At 36.6% G+C, this 19818-nt stretch carries 17 protein-coding genes; all 17 read right to left on the bottom strand.

Features of this window, described 5'->3' with window-relative positions; all coding sequences use genetic code 11:
• Window positions 1-343 precede the first annotated feature (343 nt).
• The 17 genes from ftsZ to MHB48_RS05605 all read right to left on the bottom strand — a co-directional run bounded on the left by ftsZ (window position 344) and on the right by MHB48_RS05605 (window position 19684).
• Window positions 344-1501: a cell division protein FtsZ gene (gene ftsZ, locus MHB48_RS05685; RefSeq protein ID WP_342600568.1), complete on the bottom strand. Its 1158-nt coding sequence runs from the start codon at window positions 1499-1501 to the stop codon at window positions 344-346.
• Between the two features lie 41 nt (window positions 1502-1542).
• Window positions 1543-2832 carry a cell division protein FtsA gene (gene ftsA, locus MHB48_RS05680; RefSeq protein ID WP_342600567.1) on the bottom strand — a complete coding sequence of 430 codons (1290 nt, stop codon included), beginning with the start codon at window positions 2830-2832 and terminating at the stop codon, window positions 1543-1545.
• Window positions 2833-2932: 100 nt separating this feature from the next.
• A complete protein-coding gene (locus MHB48_RS05675) occupies window positions 2933-3283 on the bottom strand; it encodes a DUF1290 domain-containing protein (protein ID WP_340918793.1) in 351 nt (116 codons plus the stop codon).
• A gap of 4 nt (window positions 3284-3287) precedes the next feature.
• The gene (locus MHB48_RS05670; protein ID WP_342600566.1) at window positions 3288-4007 is read right to left on the bottom strand and encodes a DUF881 domain-containing protein; all 720 of its coding nucleotides are present in this window, start codon (window positions 4005-4007) and stop codon (window positions 3288-3290) included.
• A 22-nt stretch (window positions 4008-4029) separates the two neighbouring features.
• Window positions 4030-4698, bottom strand: a complete 669-nt coding sequence (locus MHB48_RS05665; RefSeq protein ID WP_342601304.1) for a DUF881 domain-containing protein — start codon at window positions 4696-4698, stop codon at window positions 4030-4032.
• Between the two features lie 31 nt (window positions 4699-4729).
• Entirely contained in the window at window positions 4730-5527 is a 798-nt protein-coding gene (locus tag MHB48_RS05660; protein ID WP_342600565.1) for an FtsQ-type POTRA domain-containing protein, read from the bottom strand.
• 1 nt (window position 5528) lies between these two features.
• Complete coding sequence (locus MHB48_RS05655; RefSeq protein WP_342601303.1) at window positions 5529-6596, bottom strand: putative peptidoglycan glycosyltransferase FtsW; 1068 nt, start codon at window positions 6594-6596, stop codon at window positions 5529-5531.
• Between the two features lie 43 nt (window positions 6597-6639).
• Complete coding sequence (gene murD / locus MHB48_RS05650) at window positions 6640-7995, bottom strand: UDP-N-acetylmuramoyl-L-alanine--D-glutamate ligase (RefSeq protein WP_342600564.1); 1356 nt, start codon at window positions 7993-7995, stop codon at window positions 6640-6642.
• A 1-nt stretch (window position 7996) separates the two neighbouring features.
• The gene (mraY, locus tag MHB48_RS05645) at window positions 7997-8968 is read right to left on the bottom strand and encodes a phospho-N-acetylmuramoyl-pentapeptide-transferase (protein ID WP_342600563.1); all 972 of its coding nucleotides are present in this window, start codon (window positions 8966-8968) and stop codon (window positions 7997-7999) included.
• 50 nt (window positions 8969-9018) lie between these two features.
• On the bottom strand, window positions 9019-10872 hold the full coding sequence (locus MHB48_RS05640) for a penicillin-binding transpeptidase domain-containing protein (protein WP_342600562.1): 1854 nt from the start codon (window positions 10870-10872) through the stop codon (window positions 9019-9021).
• A 113-nt stretch (window positions 10873-10985) separates the two neighbouring features.
• Window positions 10986-13187 (bottom strand): penicillin-binding transpeptidase domain-containing protein, encoded by a 2202-nt coding sequence (locus MHB48_RS05635; protein WP_342600561.1) that lies wholly within the window; start codon window positions 13185-13187, stop codon window positions 10986-10988.
• Window positions 13184-13552: a cell division protein FtsL gene (gene ftsL, locus MHB48_RS05630; protein WP_342600560.1), complete on the bottom strand. Its 369-nt coding sequence runs from the start codon at window positions 13550-13552 to the stop codon at window positions 13184-13186. The genes MHB48_RS05635 and ftsL overlap by 4 nt, the downstream gene beginning before the upstream one ends.
• Window positions 13553-14503, bottom strand: a complete 951-nt coding sequence (rsmH, locus tag MHB48_RS05625; RefSeq protein ID WP_342600559.1) for a 16S rRNA (cytosine(1402)-N(4))-methyltransferase RsmH — start codon at window positions 14501-14503, stop codon at window positions 13553-13555.
• A gap of 18 nt (window positions 14504-14521) precedes the next feature.
• Window positions 14522-14953 (bottom strand): division/cell wall cluster transcriptional repressor MraZ, encoded by a 432-nt coding sequence (mraZ, locus tag MHB48_RS05620; protein WP_342600558.1) that lies wholly within the window; start codon window positions 14951-14953, stop codon window positions 14522-14524.
• A 182-nt stretch (window positions 14954-15135) separates the two neighbouring features.
• Entirely contained in the window at window positions 15136-16752 is a 1617-nt protein-coding gene (bshC, locus tag MHB48_RS05615; protein ID WP_342600557.1) for a bacillithiol biosynthesis cysteine-adding enzyme BshC, read from the bottom strand.
• A 438-nt stretch (window positions 16753-17190) separates the two neighbouring features.
• Complete coding sequence (locus MHB48_RS05610) at window positions 17191-18081, bottom strand: 2-dehydropantoate 2-reductase (RefSeq protein WP_342600556.1); 891 nt, start codon at window positions 18079-18081, stop codon at window positions 17191-17193.
• A 61-nt stretch (window positions 18082-18142) separates the two neighbouring features.
• Window positions 18143-19684: an acyl-CoA carboxylase subunit beta gene (locus MHB48_RS05605; RefSeq protein ID WP_342600555.1), complete on the bottom strand. Its 1542-nt coding sequence runs from the start codon at window positions 19682-19684 to the stop codon at window positions 18143-18145.
• Between the last annotated feature and the right edge of the window lie 134 nt (window positions 19685-19818).

Raw genomic sequence — 19818 nt, 5'->3', positions numbered from 1 at the left:
TATCTAAAACACTGGATTTATGGAACGGAAAATTATCTACTTTCTTATTCTTTAATAAGTGGATAGAACCTTTATTATTCGTTGATAAAGGCTCTGTTAAATTAGGCTGTTGCATTTTATTTTGAGACGAAAATCCGCGATACTCCACTGGAAAATGGGCTGCCAAGACCCCATAGCGGGCTTATAGGGACAAATACTACATTCGCCACATCCATGTGGCAGGCAGTTCGACAGCGGAAATCGACGGATTTTCGGCAGGTAACAACATAATCTTTAAACAGAGCCTTGAACAAAAAAAAGCAACCACCGATAAGGTGGTTGCTTTTCTATTAATATATGAAGATTAGTTTCTACGTTGACGATTTCTCAAAAACGTCGGAATGTCTAGTGCATCTTCTTGTTGATGACTTGATGTTTGACGTTCTTGGTGTAATGGTTGTTGTGTATGTTGTTCTTCTTTTCGTGGTTCACGATTAGGTGTTGTTGCAGCATGTTGAGCTCTAGCAGCACCGAATCCTGTACCTCTAGGTTGTTTTTGCGTAATTACTTCTTCGTTAAACCCTGTTGCAATTACAGTAACGACTATTTCATCTTTCAAGTTATCATTAATAACTGAACCAAAAATCATATTTACTTCTTCATCCGAAGCAGAAGCAACAATATCAGCAGCTTCTTGAACTTCAAATAAACTTAAATTGGATCCACCTGTAATATTCATAAGTACACCTGTCGCTCCATCAATAGATGTTTCAAGAAGAGGACTTGAGATTGCTTTTTTCGCAGCTTCTGCAGCACGATTCTCACCTGCAGAAATACCAATTCCCATTAGTGCTGCCCCTTTATTGGACATAATCGTTTTAACATCTGCAAAGTCTAGGTTAATTAATCCTGGAACAGCGATTAAATCTGAAATACCCTGAACCCCTTGACGTAAAACATTATCTGCTTCTCTAAATGCTTCAAGCATTGGCGTATTTTTGTCTACGATTTCAAGTAAGCGATCATTTGGAATAACGATAAGCGTATCAACCGCTTCTTTCATCATCCCGATACCACCTACAGCTTGCGTAGAACGTTTACGTCCTTCAAATGTAAATGGACGAGTAACTACTCCTACTGTTAGAGCTCCTAAATCACGGGCAATTTGAGCAATTACAGGAGCTGCTCCAGTACCGGTTCCTCCACCCATTCCAGCAGTAACAAATACCATATCAGCGCCTCTTAATGCTTCTTCTATTAGTTCTTTGCTTTCTTCCGCTGCTTTCTTTCCAACTTCGGGATTCGCGCCTGCTCCTAATCCTCTCGTCAATTTACCACCAATTTGAAGTTTCACTTCGGCTTTTGACATATTTAGAGCTTGTGCATCCGTATTAACTGCTATAAAATCAACACCTTGAACTCCGTGTTCAATCATTCGATTTACTGCGTTGTTACCGCCGCCACCGACTCCAATAACTTTAATAATCGCTAATTGATCTTCGTTTGTTTCAAATTCTAACATGCTATTGCCTCCTATATTCTTTCAACTATGATAAAGGTTTGTCATTCAAAAAATTTGTCGAAGAATTTCTTCGCTTTTGTCATCGCACTCTCTTTGTTTTCACTTGTCAAATTTTGTGTTTGTTTTTGTTTTTTTGGACTAGAAACTACTTCATTATGCGCAAGCTGAGATAAAGCATGGCTATTCCCAATTTTACCATAGAAAAGATCTTCTTTATAGGCATATCTTATAAGACCAACCGCTGTTGTGTATTGCGGCTCACGAACACCAATATAGTCTGGTGTATACAATCTCACTCTTGTTTGTAAAATATGTCTTGCCAGTTGACCAATACCTTCTAATTTTGATACTCCCCCGGTAATAACAACACCACCTGGCAAGTCTTGGAGACCAATACGGTAAAAATCTTCCAATATCAATTCAAACAATTCCTCTAAACGAACCCCAATTATCTCCGCAATATATCGTTGAGAGTATTGTTCTTTCATATCTGCACCAATAACTGGAACCTCAAAAAGTTCGTCATCTGAAGCATCATCATAAAAAGCATGTCCATATTTTAATTTAATCATCTCTGCTTGTTCTGTTGGTGTTTTCAAAACGATCGATAAATCTTTTGTAATATGATCTCCACCAACTGGAATAACAGAAGTATTAATCAAGTGACCTTCATTGAAAATAGCAATTGTTGTGGATCCGCCACCAATATCAATATAAGCGGTGCCATGATTTTTTTCGTCTTCTGTTAAAGCAAAATGACCGCCTGCTAGAGGCTGTAAATATATCTCTCTTACCTGAAGACCGGCTCTTTCCACACATCTTAACACGTTATGTAAAATTGTTTTTGATGTAGTCATCATGATTCCATCCATCTCAAGACGAGTACCTATCATGCCACGAGGATCTTTTATTTCTTCCAAGTGGTCGACGATAAACTGCTTAGGCGCAATATTAATTAGCTCTCTCTCAGGAGGAATAGACATTACTTGAGCAGATTCGATTACACGTTCCAAATCTCCATCCGTAATTTCTCTATCTTCTCTATTAACAGCTACTACACCTTTAACGTTTTGTATGTTTGCTAAGTTAGCAGGGATTCCTAACACTATTTCTTGAATAGACATTCCAATCATTCTTTCAGCCTCACTTATGGCTTTTTTAATAGACTGAACTGTTGCATCTATATCTACAATGGTGCCTTTACGGATTCCATTTGATTTTACATTTCCTACTCCTATAACATGCAGCGAGTCATCATTCATTTCTCCAATCAAAACTTTAATGGAAGACGACCCGATATCTAATGATACGTACAATTCAGATTGATTCAACCCGTAGCACCTCCTAAAAACTCTTTATTTATTATTCTATTGTAAAAAAGGTATAAAGTCTAAAATTTTCTAAAGAAATAGTAAATTATTCATGAAAACTTTATGCATTTTTTCTCTCACTCCATTTTGTTAATAAAATTCTTCGTATCACAGCAATATTTTGAAACAAACGCACACCGAATGCAAATATAGCAGCTAAGTATAAATCAACCCCCAGATGAACTCCTAAGAAGGCTAGCGCAGCGGCTAGCGCAATATTAAAGAAGAATCCAGATACAAATACCTTATCATCATAGACATGCTGCAATTGTGCTCGAATTCCTCCGAACAGAGTATCTAATGCAGCTAAAACGGCTATGGACAAATAGCTTTCATATATTTTTGGAATTTGTATATCTGTTAAAAGACCAAGTGAAATTCCAAGTATTAGACCTAATAATGGTAACCACATTTCATTACTCTCCTCCTGGAACTTCTTGTAGAAATTGCTTACTTACTGTTTGGTCATATGCAGATATACTCATGCTATGTTGTGGCTCTCCAATTACTAGTCTTAAATTATCAATATAAAAGTCGTCACCTATTGCTGAAGCCTCCAATTGATTGTACATTTTTTTGGCATCTTCATATGTAGAAGTTCCTATTTTAATGTTAAATGGAGCACGTCTAATCGCAAGGTTGTTTACAGTTGTTTTACCATTGACATCTCTTATAGCAGAGGAGTATATAATCCGTTTCCCGTCTACTTCTACTGCTTTTGCTTTAAATCGATTAATTTCATTTATTAAACGGACAAGTAAATCGGGTGAAATCTCTTCTATTGCTTGTCCTACAATCATACTTTCTAAAGAGGGTTCTACAGTTATCATAAGCCCTGGACTATTCACATCATCTAATCCAATTTCTCTTTCTAACTGTTCCACCGTATCATTTAAAGCAATTTTTGGACTTTCGTTGACCATATTCTCGTATTTACCAATGGTTTGTTCAAGTACACGAACTTCCGATAACAACTCTGAATGTAATTCTGTTTCTTTCGCCAGTTCTTGTCGAATTGCCCAAATATCTCTCGTATCTCTAGTTTCTGGATTTTGTACTGTGTTATATTGAACCGATAACATAAAACCAACTATTAACAAAATTATAGTAAACCGAATATAGACGGTTCTTTTCATTATTCGGCCCCCTTCACCTTTGTTAGTTTTTGTCGCCTCGTAAAGCTGGCATCGTTATTTTCTCTCTTTCTTCGACAGTAACTATAATATTGTCGCTTGTTAGCTGATCCACAATTCCTCCACCCAAATTAACGGAGGCTAATAATACGGATGGATCACCTACTGCTTCAATTGTAAATGGCGCCGGGAATGTCTTGCCATCTACCGTAATAACTGGACCTGTACAACGTATAAACGAATTCGCATGAAGTCTCTGTCCATTAATGGAAATAGCTTCAGCACCAGAAATTTTTAATTCATTTATCACTTTAAAAACATGACTTTCATGCACAATATAGTCATTTGGATTTTCTTGAGATGGATTATAAGCGCCATCTTGTAAAGAAACCGCAATCCCTTTTCCTTGAGAAGGTATATCACCTATTAATAACCTTAGCTTTTCTGCTTCTTTTACTAACTCTTCTACACTTTCTTCACTACTTGCAAATGACTGTTCAAAATCTCTAATTTCCTGTTGTTTTTCATTAATTTCTTCCGTGAGATCTTTGTTTTTTTCTTTTTGATTAATCAATTCTTCTCTATATTTCTCCATTTCCTCGAATGAATAGGAACTCCCAGAGGTTTCTTTTTCATTTTTGGAAGAAATACTATAGGAGTAGGCGAGTATAAAACCTAGCACTAAACTTACCATGGAAATGAGTACTAACCCTCTAGAAGGAATTTTAAGGAGTCTGCTCTTCTTCAAGCTCCATCGCCTCCTCATCTGTCTGTTCGCCATAAACATCTACATATGGTTGGAAAAATGACCCCACTTCCAAATCTATAATTCCCTTCACAGTTGGTTCAAGTTGCGAAAAAATGAATGGATAAAAATTCATTTTCTCAGAGAATGAAGGGATCATCGCTTGTACCTCATTGCCATCATTCATAAACACTTGTATGGAATGTTTGTCATTCTCATTCGGTGTATAATTTATTTGTGAAATAGTTAATAGAACTTCGCTATTTAAGTTTTTTAACTCTTTTATTAAACGCAGTCGAATTTTTTCATCATCAAATCCCGACAATATCGGCCCTTCTAACGGTAAGACTTGTCCATCTGTATCCATAATCTCTCCGTTTTCTAGGGTAATACGAAGAAAGTCTCCATCTTCTACATATCCAATTTGTTTATATTCTTCTATTTGGATTTCCACTTCAGTTAACCATTTTCGTTTCACAGTAACCGCTTGTACCCACTTATTTTGTTTCAGTAATTCCTCTAAATTCTTTTCTCTAAACCCCCACATGGAGTCACCAATTTCCAACGAAATTTGCTCTATGTACTGTTCTTTTGGAACAAGTGATGCCCCGTCCAATGTAATTGTTTGGACTTGGCTATAAGAAGATTGAAAATAGAGGACTACCAATAATGTAGAGACAAAGAGAAAAAGTAGAATGGAAAACTTTTTGTTTGTTCTACGTCTTCTACGCTCTTTTAAAGTAGGTATGCGATCCTCAATATCTATGATTTTTTCCATTCTACCGCCTCCCTTCATTTGAAGATGTATTTGCTAAATTTAATATGATGCCAATGATTCCCCACGTCATAACTAGAGAAGACCCTCCATAGCTAATGAATGGCAGTGTAACTCCAGTAACAGGAAGTAAACCTGTTACCACTCCCATATTTAAAAACGTTTGTACTACCAATAAAGAAGTAAATCCGATGATCATTAGTTGAGCTTCCCTCGTTTTTGCTCTTGCAGCCATCGTAAAGCTTGTCGAAAAAAACATAACAAAAGCTGTAATGACGATTAACCCACCAATAAAACCTGTTTCTTCAAGCAAAATGGAGAAAATAAAATCATTTTGAGGCTCTGGCAAGTATAAAAACTTTTGTCTACTGTTCCCATATCCAAAGCCAAACAATCCAGCGGGCCCTATAGCTAGCAAAGATTGAATCGCTTGAAACCCTGAACCTAAAGGATCCTTCCATGGATCTAAAAAAGCTTGAATTCGAACAAGTCTATAGGGAGCTGAAACAATTAATAATACAAAAGCAATAATTCCTGACATTCCAATAGCTGCAAAAAATTTCATTGGAAGACCCGCTGCAAATAATAAGAAGAAAACCCCAACGACAAGGACAAATGCTGAACCAAAATCAGGCTGCAGCATGATAAGACCAATTGGCAATATTAGTAATACAGCACTTTGAATATATACTTTACTTTTTGATTTCTTTTCATTTGCTAATGCACTAGCTAGCACTCCTAATACAGCAATTTTAGCTAGCTCAGCCGGCTGGAAATTCATAAACCCGAGTGAAATCCAGCTTTGAGAACCGTTTCGCACTACACCTATACCCGGTATTAATACACCAACTAACAATGCAATGGATACTAAATACAATACACGCCAAAATGTCGGAAGTCGGATAAGGCCATTATTTTGAATTAAAAAGGCTCCTAAAATTCCAACAATTAAATAACTCCCTTGCTTCAGTGCAAAAGGCAATTGTCCTTTATAATGTACTTCGCTCCAATAAGAGCCTGCTGAGTGTACAAATAGAATTCCAATAATGGATAGAAAAAGGACGGAGGAGATGAAAAGTAACTTTCTTATATCTTTCGATTATTTCATCCTTTCATTACTCTTGTAACGCTAGAACTTTTTCTATAAACTCATCCCCACGAAGCTCAAAGCTTTCGTATTGGTCCCAGCTCGCACAAGCCGGTGATAATAAAACAACATCTCCTTCTACCGAAACGTTTACCCCTTCTTGCATTGCTTCTGCTAAGTTGTTCACTTGAATGACAGTAGGAATACCTTGTTGTTCTCCAAACTCCTGCAGACGATCGGCAGTTTCCCCAAAGTGAATTAAAGCTTTCACATTATGTAAATAAGGGACTAATTCATCAAATGAGTGTCCACGATCCACTCCGCCAGCGATTAAAATAATTGGTTCCGAGAAGCCTTCTAATGCGCTCTTTGTAGCAAGAGCATTTGTAGCTTTGGAGTCATTATAAAACTTGCGACCTTTCCACTCTCTAACAAATTGAGTGCGATGCTTAACCCCTTGAAATGTAGAAAGCACATGGAGGATACTTTCCAAAGAGCAATCCATAAGTAATGCAGAAGCAGTTGCTGCCAACACATTTTCTAGATTATGTTTACCACGAAGTGCGATAATCGAACGTTCAAACAGTTTTTCCCCATTCCAATATATATACAAATCATCGGCACTTATGCCATCGTTTGTTTTATTACTAACATAGAATGGTACTTTGGAAGCCATGCTTTTCTCAGCATAATCCTTAACTATCCTTTGTTCTCCGTTAAAAATAAACCAGTCTGTAGCATCTTGTTTTTTGGCAATATTAAATTTTGCATCCGTGTATTCTTGGAAATCAGCATGATAATCTAAATGAGCTTCATACAAATTCAGCAATACAGAGATTTTTGGTTTTAACTGCTCTACACCCATCAACTGAAATGATGATAACTCTGTTACAATCGTATTTTCATTCGAAGCTTCTTTCGCAACGCTACTTGCAACAGTTCCGATATTTCCGGCAATTAGCGGATGCTTATCGCCTGCTGCTAGCATTTCAAAAATTAAAGTAGTTGTAGTCGTTTTCCCATTTGAACCTGTTATTCCAATCATTGGTGCATCACTAATTCGATAAGCTAGTTCTACCTCTGTCCAAACTGGAATGCCTCTTTTTTGGGCTTCTTTAATGACTACATTAGTATACGGAATTCCTGGATTCTTAACTACAAGACTGAAACCCTCGTCTAAAAGATCCTCGGGGTGACTTCCACAAATAACAGTTAACCCTTTTGTAAGTAAATACTGTGCGTTATCATTTTGTTCAAATGGCTTAGAATCATTGACAGTTACAAATGCACCTAAATCATGCAAAATTTCTGCTGCAGCTGTACCACTTTTCGCTAAACCTAGTACAAGTATTTTTTTATGATAGACAAACGGTAATTGTTTCACTTTACATAACCTCCATGATTACTACCAGCATTGCCGCAATAAAGTTAATCGCCCAAAATACGGTTACGATTTTTCGTTCATTCCAACCAGAAAGCTCAAAATGATGATGGATCGGGCTCATTTTGAAAATTCGCTTACCTGTCGTTTTAAAGCTAATCACTTGTAAAATAACAGATAACGTTTCGATCACGAATATTATCCCAACGAGTAATAGCAATACCTCTTGTTTTACCAAAATGGAGACCATTGCAAGAGCTCCACCTAATGCAAGAGATCCTGTATCACCCATGAACACTTTCGCTGGGTTTTTATTGAATAAAAGAAATCCTAAAAGTGCTCCGGCTACACTAAAAGCAAAGATGGCAATGTCCGCTTGTTCATAAGCAAGTGCAAGTACTGCGAATGTTGCAAAGGAGACCGATGCTGTTCCAGAAACTAATCCATCTAAACCATCAGACAGATTTACTGCATTTGAAAATCCAACTAACCAAAAGATGAGAAATGCTACATAAAATTGTCCAAGTGAAAAATGTATATCTGTAAAAGGAATTGCAAGAGATGTATCAAATGGTCCAAGCTTCAATAAGAAATACGCGATAACCGAAATAATAATTTGACCAATCAATTTTTGAATGGATGTTAAGCCAAGATTTCGTTTTAATACTACTTTAATAAAATCATCTAAAAATCCAATAAGACCAAATCCAACTAATATGATAAGCAAGACAATTGATTGCGTCGTTAGCTCACCAAAGTATAATGAAATAGCAAGTGTGGAAACAATAATGGAAGTTAAAAATATAAGTCCCCCCATAGTTGGTGTACCTGCTTTTTTCTGATGTGATTCCGGGCCTTCTTCTCTTATGCTTTGCCCAAATTTCATCCTCCTTAAATAAGGGATGACGATTGGGGCAAGAATAACAGATAAGAGAAAGCTAACAAAAAGTGTAATGATCGTTGTTGATAATGTCATAAAAAAATCTCCTTAAAAACAATGAGCTATTAATAAACGCTATAGTTATTTTATTTTGTGTAAACATGTATGGTCCCATCCAATGGAATAAGACTATTTTCTTTTGGTAATTGGGTTAGTATTTCTTCCCCGTCCCCGTGCCAAACAATGGAGAATGGATACATATAGGATGTTATTTTGTTTTTCTTCACTCCTACTAAGTTTGGAACGCGAACTTGCTGGATATCCCCCCATCTATATTCTTTTTCTATCTGTTTACCACCGTCAGAAATTTCGAGGGAATCTTCAATAATTTGCCCAACGATTGGTGCTGCAATGACAGACCCAAACACGGAAGAATTTTTGGGATTATCTATTGCAACGTATACAACTATTTCTGGATTATCCGCTGGGGCAAAACCGATAAAAGATACGATATATTCACCATCCATATATCTACCGTCTTTTACCTTTTGGGCAGTTCCTGTTTTTCCACCAATTCGCAAACCATCTCTATACGCATGCCTTCCTGAGCCTAACGCTACAACATGTTCTAGCGCATCTCGAACTTTTGCAGAAGTTTCTTCACTGATTACTTGGTTTTTCATCTCTGGTTCGGTACTCGATAAAATATCATTCGTTTCTCCGTCTAAGATATTTTTAACAATATATGGTCTATATAAATAACCGCCGTTCACTGCTGCAGCAACTGCTTGCACTTGTTGTATTGGTGTTACCGATATCCCTTGACCGAATGATGTGGTGGCATGCTCGACGGGTCCATAACCTTCTTCACTAAATAGAATGCCCGTTGATTCTCCAGCCATTCCAGATCCTGTTGACTGTCCAAAACCAAATTTACGTATGTAATCCTGAAGCTTATCCGGACCTACTCTTCTACCTAGCTCGACAAAACCTGGATTACAGGAATCTTGGACTACTTCTAGGAAAGTTTCATCTCCATGCCCTTGCCTTTTCCAACACCGGAGTCTAGCACCTTCTACCATTGCGTATCCAGGATCAAAAAAATGATCATTTTCTAAATCCACTACATTTTCTTCTAATGCAGCACTTAGTGTAATTATTTTAAATGTCGAGCCAGGTTCAAATGTCATCCAAACTGGTAAATTACGATTATAAATAGTAGAATCCGCCTCTTGATACGCTGAGGGATCAAAATTTGGTGCGGAAGCTAATGCAAGTATCTCTCCATTATTCGGATTCATCGCTATTGCAATTGCTTGCGTTGCATCATACTTCAGCATTGCTTGAGAAAGCTCTCTTTCTACGACTTCCTGAATTTTCATATCAATTGTTAATTGGACATGATTCCCAGCATCTCCACTTTTCCAACCATCATCCACATGAGGTAGAGGTACCCCTTTTGCATCTGTAAACATACGTATTGCTGATGACTTTCCTTTTAATATGGAATCATATTGGTATTCAATCCCTGCTAGTCCTTGAGCATCGTAGCCAGTGAATCCTAGCAATCTCGAAAGCATCTCCCCATGTGGATAGTCTCGTATATAATCGACACCCGCATACAAGCCTTTTATATTTTTATCTTGAATTTCCATCGCAAGTTCGGTCGAAATATTTTTTCCTGCTGGGGCAATTTTAACAATAGAAGCTCTTTTATTAAGTTGTTCAAATAGTGCTTCTTTTTCCATTTCTATAAGTGGTGCAATTTGCTCCGCAACTTTTTCTGGTTCATCGTTTTGAGATGGCATATAAAATAAGGTTGGTGAAAGCTTATTTCCTACGATTACTTCACCATTTCTATCCAATATACTACCTCGAAGTGATGCGTATGGTAATTCTCGATCCCAGCTTTCTTTCGCTTTCAGCGTCAGTTCATCAAATTGAAAAAACTGAAGTTGTACTAACTTCGAAGCAACTAACAAGAATAATATAACCGTCATAATCCAAATCATCCGCAAACGTATAATTTGTTTTATTTTAGAAATTACCTTTTCCCCTTTTATCCGTTTTAGATAGCGTATGAAAAAATGGCACTAACTATTCTATCTCTCTTTTAGTCTTGAGGAAGACCTTCCTCTGTTTCCTCTACCAAAAGAGCGTTTGTAGTTTCCTCTGGAGTCTCTAATTGAACGACTATTGGTGTGTTATCTGAAACTACAGAACCTGCTGTCAGACTTTGTTTTGTTACGAATCCTTCTCCAATAATTTCTATCGGAAGATTTGCTAATGATTTATAAATCATTAAATTCCTTTTGGACCAGCCAGAGAAATTTGGTAATTGAATTTCCCCTTGTCCTTTAATAAATACCAACCCACTGGAAATAATAGAAGTTCCCGCTGTTGGGTATTGCTCCACTACATTTTCTGACTGTCCAATTATAACAGTTTTCAATCCTTGTGACTCTAGTGCTATTTGGCTTTCCACAACATTATTACCAACAACATCTGGCATTTCAATTGGTTCAGATAATTCAAGATTTTCAGGTTGAATGTTTAAATACTTCAGACTATTTTCTGTCACGGAATTAAATATATCTGAAACAGGCTGCGACCCAACTTCAGTATCTTCTAAATGTGGTTTATGAACTGTGACATATACAACTAACTGAGGATCCTCGACAGGTGCCATTCCAAGGAATGAATATAAAAATAATTCACGCCCCCAATAATATCCTCCATCAGGCTTTGCTATTTGCGCTGTCCCTGTTTTCCCAGCGGTTGTATATTCATTTAACTTAAATCGTTTTGCTGTACCATGTTCAGATGTAACCGTACTTGCCAGTATTTCTTTAACCTGATCAGCAGTCTTTGCTGAAATCGGCGACTCTTTTTCAGTAGGCTCATGGTTACTTACTATTTCACCCGTATTCGGATTAACAATTTTGTCGATGACATACGGCTGCATCATTTTCCCTTTATTCGCAATGGCTGTCATGGCTTGCACTAACTGAATAGGTGTAACTGTGGAACCTTGCCCATAAGTGGTTGTCACTCTATTGATTGGGTACTGATCACTTATTATTCCACTTGCTTCGTTTGGCAAGTCAATTCCAGTTTTCTGACCAAATCCAAAACGATGAATATAGTCAAGAAAGGTATCTTCCCCTAGACGTTGAAGCAAATAAGCCATTGAAACGTTGGACGAACGTTGAAACCCTTCTAGAAAGGTAATATTTCCCCAACCTACCACGTTATGATCTCGAATTGTTCGGTCATATACACTGTACGAACCTGATTTATACGTTGCATTAGGGTCCCATACACCTTCTTCAATTGCCGCAGCTAACGTGAAAATTTTCATTGTAGAGCCTGGTTCAATTGTTTGTTCGGTTGCTTCGTTTAACCAGTTGGTTGATAAGCCCTCTCTCGTGTTCGGCTCAAATGTTGGCCTTTGAGACATCGCTAAAATTTCGCCCGTTTTTGGGTTTGCTACAATTGCTGTCATACGTTCCGGACTATATTTCTCTTCCGCTTTATTTAGTGCATCTTCTAAAAAGTTTTGAATGGTTTTATCAATGGTTAAGTAGATATCTTGTCCATCTTGTGGCTCCGTCACCATTTTCTCAGCATTCGGAAGTAAAAATCCCTTTGTATCACTTTTAAATTCTACTTTTCCAGGAGTACCTGTTAACTCTTTGTTATAAATATATTCAAGTCCCATTTTTCCTACTGTATGGGCTTCCCCATCTTCTGTTTCTTCTTTAAGCGCAAAGCCAATTAGGTGGGAAGCAAACTCCCCATTGGGATATAGCCTTTTCAAATCTTGAATAAAAATAATACCAGGTAGCTGATACCCTTGTATCTCCATCATTTCTTCATGACTAATGTCTCTTCCAGCTTTTCCGAATTCTACTTGATATTTTTCAGCTTGTATATTTTTATTGAGTAAATCTAGTATTTCCTGTTCTGTCATATCAATATATTTCGATAATACTTGAGCCGTTTTTGCTGGATCAATTACATGTCGAGGAATACTACTATTCTTGGAAGCATCTGATCTAATAACGGCAATCATTTTATAGCTTATTGTATCTTCCACAATGACTTCTCCATTACGATCTAAAATCTTCCCTCTACTTGCTTGTAAAACTTGTTCTCTACTATACTTGGAATCTGCTCTTGTTGCTAATACTTGCCCTTCTGCTGTACCAGTTACTTGGATAAATAAAAATCGGCTTAGCAATAGAAAAAAGAGCCCTCCATAAAGTAAAAACATTAGAAAGGCTCCCCATTGAAAACGAAATTTCTTATTCATTGTCCTGGTACTACCTTTACGTTTTGCTCATTCAGTTTCAAACCGAGCTCTTCCGCCTTTTTCCAAATACGCTTATAGGTAGATAATTCACTTACTTGAATGGACAAGTCTGTATTTTCTTTTGAAGTCGTGTCTATTTGTTGTTCAAGTAGTGAAATGTCCGCAGATGTTGCACGAACAGTCGCTTGAGTTTGAATAATCATTATACCAAGTATAGTTACGACAGTTAATAACATAAGAAACAGAACTCGTTCACCTTTTGTAATTAGATACCTCTGTTGTTTTGCTTGCTTCTTCAATTGTGGTTGTTTAGGAGAAGAAGGCTGAGTTATGTAAGTTTTTGACTGATGATTACGTAAAGCCATTTAAACACTTCCCTTTTCAATTAGTTTTTCCACAATTCGCAGCTTAGCAGAACGAGAACGATTATTTACTTCTAATTCTTCTTCCGATGGCAAAATCGGCTTTCTTGTTACTAGTTTTAACATTGGCTCCAGACCTGCTGGAATTACTGGCAAGTTAGGCGGCAAGTTAGGTACCGATGATGCTTCTTTGAAAATTGTTTTAGTTAATCTATCTTCTAGAGAATGGAATGTAATAACACTTACTCTTCCACCCACTTTAATCATTCGAATTGCATCTTCTAAGGAATCCTCTGCTGCTCCTAGTTCATCATTAACAGCTATTCGGATTGCTTGGAAAATTCTTTTAGCTGGATGTCCACCAGTTCTCCTTGCAGCTGCAGGTATTCCTGCTTTTATTAACTCTACTAATTGAAATGTTGTTTCGATCGGAGCGACTTCTCTTGCTTGTTCAATTTTTCGCGCTACTTGCTTCGAAAATTTCTCTTCTCCATAACGGAAAAAGATTTTCACTAGTTTTTCATACGGCCATTCATTCACTACATGGAAAGCTGTTAACTCACTTGTTTGATCCATTCGCATATCTAATGGCGCATCGTAGTTGTAACTAAAACCACGTTCTGGAGTATCTAGTTGAGGTGATGAAACACCTAAGTCATATAAAATACCGTCTACTTTTTCAATCCCTATTTTATATAGTTCTTCTTTTAAATAACGGAAATTAGCATGTACAAATGTTACTTGATCTAAATAGGCTGCAAGTTTAATCTTTGCATTCTCGATAGCAGTCATGTCTTGATCAAAACAGATTAACCTGCCCTGTTCGTTTAATTGTTTAACTAAATATTCACTATGTCCCGCTCCGCCAAGGGTACAGTCTACATAAATACCATCTGGACGAATAGCTAGTCCATCTACTGTTTCTTTAAGTAATACGGTTGTGTGATGAAACAAGCTCTTTCCCTCCAATTCTTATATATCAAAACCGATCATATTTTCCGCAATATCGTTGAAGGAATCCTCAGATTCTTCAAAGTAATTTTCCCAAGCTTCCTTCGCCCAAATTTCAAGACGATTTGAAACGCCAAGGATTATACACTCTTTGTCCATTTTTGCATAGGAACGAAGATTATTCGGAATGTTAATACGGCCTTGTTTATCAATTTCAACTTCAGTAGCACCCGAGAAGAAAAAACGAGTAAAAGCACGTGCATCTTTTTTGGTGACAGGAAGTTCTTTTAATTTTTCTTCGAGCTTTCGCCATTCATTCATAGGATAACCAAATAAGCAATTATCAAGACCACGTGTTAAAACAAAGTAATCTTCTAAATGCTCACGAAATTTGGAAGGTATAATTAACCGACCTTTCGCATCAACGTTATGTTGATATTCGCCCATGAACATGCTACTCACCCCACTTTATGTCAATAACATACCACATCCCCCCACTTTCCTCCACTCATTTCTTAAAAATATAACTATAATTTTACAAAATGGATAAATAGTACTTATTGAGACAGTAATAGTGCGGATTTGACATAAAATTTAACATAAAAAAGCCCCACATTTTATTGTGGGACCCAGGTTTATATATATACTACATGATGCTTTCCATTAAATTCATACTTAACCTCTAAAAGATCATTAACTAGACTTAATCCTACTTCATTTAATAATTGAAGTGGTGAATATATTCTTTCCTGTAGCCCACCATTAGGAGTCAGTTCCATCGTAATTTGTTCGTATCGATAAATAGAAGCATCTAGTTTCCCAATTAAAGTATCTTCTATCGCATTTCCTAAAAATGATAGCTGTTTTTCATGATAACGCAAATTTTTCTGAACTAATGGAGTTAATTTCAAATCTTCACTTAACAGAAGTTGCTCTAGTCCTTCATACTTAGCCGCAAGTTCTTCTCTCATTTTTTCAATCATTTGTGGAATTTGTTCATTTCGGTGATCGTTGATGTATTGAACTTTTGCCTCTTCGACTAATCCGCCCCACACATCTTGAATTGTAAACGATAACTTTTCTAACAAAGACTGCGTTTTAGAATTCACAATTGTTACACTCAAGCGAGGCATAATGACAGGCATCTTCATATTAAATAATTCAAATGCTGTTTTTAATGTAGCCCAGTATGCAATTTCTCCTGGTCCACCGATAAAACTTAAAGTAGGGAAGACCATTTCTTGCATAATTGGTCTTGTTACTACATTATTACTTAGCTTTTCCGGGTGATTTTTCGCAATATCCATCAATTCTTCTTTGGTAAATGAAATTCCCTTTGCCTCATGGATGAACATATGATCTTTTCTTTCCAATAAAAAGCGTTCTCCATCTTCCACATAAAATAAGTGAGCAGCTGATTCTTTTGTTTGAATCGGTGTTCCAAATCCAGCTTGTTCAAAGACTGCTTCTTGTTCAAATACCACTCTAGCTAGTTCCGAAGACTGTTGTACAAACAATTGGAAGTACTCACTTTCCAATTGTCGAAATGGTCCATATGCTGCATCTATTAGAAGTAAGCCTTCTTCTTGAAAAAGATCATTCATTAATGCAGCAAAGAAGTCGGGATAATAATTATTTCCCTCTAAAAGATTCATAACCTTTGAAAAGAGCTCTTTCGTATACAGTGTTTCCGGCAGACTTTGAAAAATCTCATCTAAATAATTTTGCATTAATTGTTTATCAAAATTTGTATCAGATGCCATCTTTTTTATTCTTGATTTTTCAGGATATACAAGTTTTTGAAGTTTTCTACTTCTCTCTATGTAAACATGGTTTATCTCATCAATATCGTGATCTTCCCCTGCAATCCAGAAAACAGGTATGACCGGCACTCCTAAAATATCTCTTTGTTGCTTTGCTAATGTAATAACAGAAATTGCTTTGTGGATGGAATACATTGGACCAGAAAGAATCCCTGCTTGCTGCCCCCCGATTACAACCACACCATTATCCTCTAATTCTTCTAAATGCTTTCTACTTTTTTCGGATATACCAAACTTACTCATATAATTTGTTAATACTTTTACAAGTTCATTTCTTTTATGTTTGCTAAAGTCAGTTTCCTGAAGTCTTTTAATAATTGCCTTTTGATTCCACTCATAATGAAAGAATGAAGATAAACTAGCTGTATCCTCTAAATACTTCTTATAAAATGAGGAAGCGAATGGTTGTGTGTATTGCTCTAATCGCACGATTTTTCCACCTCTTTACTATAAATACTTAAAGAGTATATCACTTCATAAGTAATAGGTAAAAATAATTAGCTTATATATCGTAAAACATATCGGATAACTCCGAATAACCATAGAAATCCATAAAATACGCAAAGTAGAAGAAAAAATAGTCTCCAAATTTTTCGTAAAAGAGGGATAACTTCTATTTCTTTTTTTGATCGCCAGTCAAAATAAGTAATAATGGTAGCTATTAATATGGAACTTACTACTAAAATAAACCCTATATTTTCGGAAAATATAATTGAATAGACAAGGGAAACCGACAAATATAAAAATAGAGTTGTGACATCAGCTGCAATTCCAAGTGACTTTTTTCGTTTATGTAAAATATATTTAGAAATGCTAAAAACTATTACATATATTAATACAGGAAACAAAATGAAAAAAGAAAGAATCTTAACGATCTCTTTCACCTACCTTATTCGCTTCAATTAACAATAAATAAAATGTATTTAGTATTGGTAATGCTTTATTTCTTTTAGTTGCTTCCTCGATAATTGCCCCAACTATCGTATCGAGTTCCATAACACGACCATTTTCATAATCTTTTAACATAGAGGAACGATTATATTCGGTATTTTTGCAAAGTGTCACTACTTCTTCCCAGCTAAGATGCTCTTTCCATTCTTCAAACGCTTCGATCAATTCATCGTATACACTCTTTAATATCTTTTTATATGTATCATTCTTTATGAGTTCCCCGTTTTGGACTTTTGTAATGGTTGTTAAAGGATTAATGAGACAATTTAACATCGCTTTTTTAAAAAGAATCTGCTCTATATTTGTGGTGAACTGAAGTGGGAAGTCTTCTTTTTCAGTACAGAGAAACTCTTTCATTCTACTCCAATTTCCTTTATATAGACCAATAGAGGTTATTCCTACACCTAAATGTTGAACAGTAGTAGAATTTACTTTCGTTGCTCCATGCAAAACAGAACCAAGAATTATTGTATGTTGTTTTAAATTTTCTACATAAGGCAAATGGAGTAACCCATTTTGCAAAAATAAAAGAGGAGTTTTAGAGGGTATTAAATCTAGTTCTTTTTTTAGCTGGTGCAAGTGATGGTATTTCACTGCGATAATAACTAAATCCATGTCATACAGTTTTTCTATGTCATAGACAAGATTGCAATGGATTGGCTGTTGAGATGTATCGCCTTTTTCTATGTATAATTGATCAGTCATTTCACGATTGCGGATTAAAAAGGTCACATCATGCTTTGCTTCCGATAAATAAGCACCAAATAACATACCAATAGCTCCTGCACCTACAATACCAATGTTCATCTCAATCACCTCAAGTTATAAAAAGGTCTACCAAGAAGGCAGACCTTATTTTTTTTTGTAATTATACAGGAAGCACAGGGTGTTTTCGAGGTGCACTTGCAATTTCCTTATCTTTATAATAGCGGAGACGATTCGCAAGCTCCCCACGTAATTTGCTAGGAGCAACAATTTCGTCAATAATCATTTCAGAAGCCAATTTATAAATATTAATTTCTTCTTTATATTCTGCATGTTTTTCTTGCACAAATTTCACACGTTCTTTTGGATCTTCTATCGCTTCAATTTTATTTGAATAGACAGCATTTACGGCAGCTTCAGGACCCATTACTGCAATTTGAGCGGTAGGAAGTGCAATACATACGTCTGGTTCAAAGGCCGGTCCAGCCATTGCATACAATCCTGCTCCGTATGCTTTACGAACAATAACCGATATTTTCGGTACGGTTGCAGAACTCATCGCTGCAATTAACTTCGCTCCGTGTCGAATAATACCTGCTCGTTCTACCTTCGTTCCAATCATAAATCCTGGTACATCTGCCAAAAATAGTAACGGAATCGAAAATGCGTCACAAAGCGAAATAAACTTAGTGGCTTTGTCAGCAGAATCTACGAATAAAACGCCACCTTTTACTTTTGGCTGATTGGCAATAATTCCGACAGCCTGACCTTCTATACGAGCAAGTCCCGTAATAATTTCAGGTGCAAACAGGTGCTTGATATCAAAAAATGAATCCTCATCAATAATCTGACCAATGGCTTCATACATATCGAATGGTGCATTTTGATTTTCAGGAATAATAGCTTCGAGTGAACGCCCCTTAACTACTTCTTTCGGCTCTATCTCTTTAGGCTTTTCCGTATAATTAGCAGGGAAAAAGCTTAAGTATCGTTTTGCCTCTGATATCGCTTCCTCTTCAGAAGTAACAAGTACATCGCCTACTCCACTCACAGTACAATGCATGCGAGCTCCGCCCATTTCCTCAAGTGTCACTTTTTCACCAATTACTTTTTCAGCCATACGAGGCGACCCCAAATACATTGAAGCATTGCCTTCCACCATAATCACTACATCACAAAATGCAGGAATATAGGCTCCACCTGCTGCTGAGGGACCAAAAAGCAAACAAATTTGCGGAATGAAACCTGAAAGTCTTACTTGGTTATGAAATATCTTCCCTGCTCCTCGACGATTTGGAAACATATCTAATTGATCTGTAATACGAGCACCAGCCGAGTCTACTAAATATAACATTGGTACTCTATTTTTTTCTGCTATTTCTTGAATACGAATAATTTTTTCAACTGTTCGGGATCCCCATGAACCAGCTTTAACAGTTGAATCATTCGCCATTACGCAAACTGTTTGACCATTTACTTTCCCGGTTGCTGTGACAACCCCATCCGCAGGTAAATCACCTGCTTCTACATTTGCGAAACGACCATCCTCTATATAATCCCCATTATCAAATAGTAAAGCTAAACGGTCACGAACAAATAACTTCTTTTGTTCCTTCATTTTTTCGTGATATTTTGAATGACCACCAGAAAAAATGGACGTAAGCTTTTCTTCTAATCTTTCGTTGTAACCTTTAGTTTCTCCCACTTTGTATAACCCCCTTATTTAAAGCAATTGAACCTGAAAAATCTATGTTAATAGAGATGTCTTGAAAACGCTTGTTGGTCTAGGCGAGCCAGCACATGTAGATGTTAGCAACTTAAATGCGCCACATCGTGAAG

It is taken from the genome of Psychrobacillus sp. FSL H8-0483 (assembly GCF_038637725.1).
In the GTDB taxonomy this organism is placed as follows: domain Bacteria; phylum Bacillota; class Bacilli; order Bacillales_A; family Planococcaceae; genus Psychrobacillus.
Note: the sequence above shows the minus strand (reverse complement) of the source record. Positions and strands in the feature narration are given on the sequence as shown.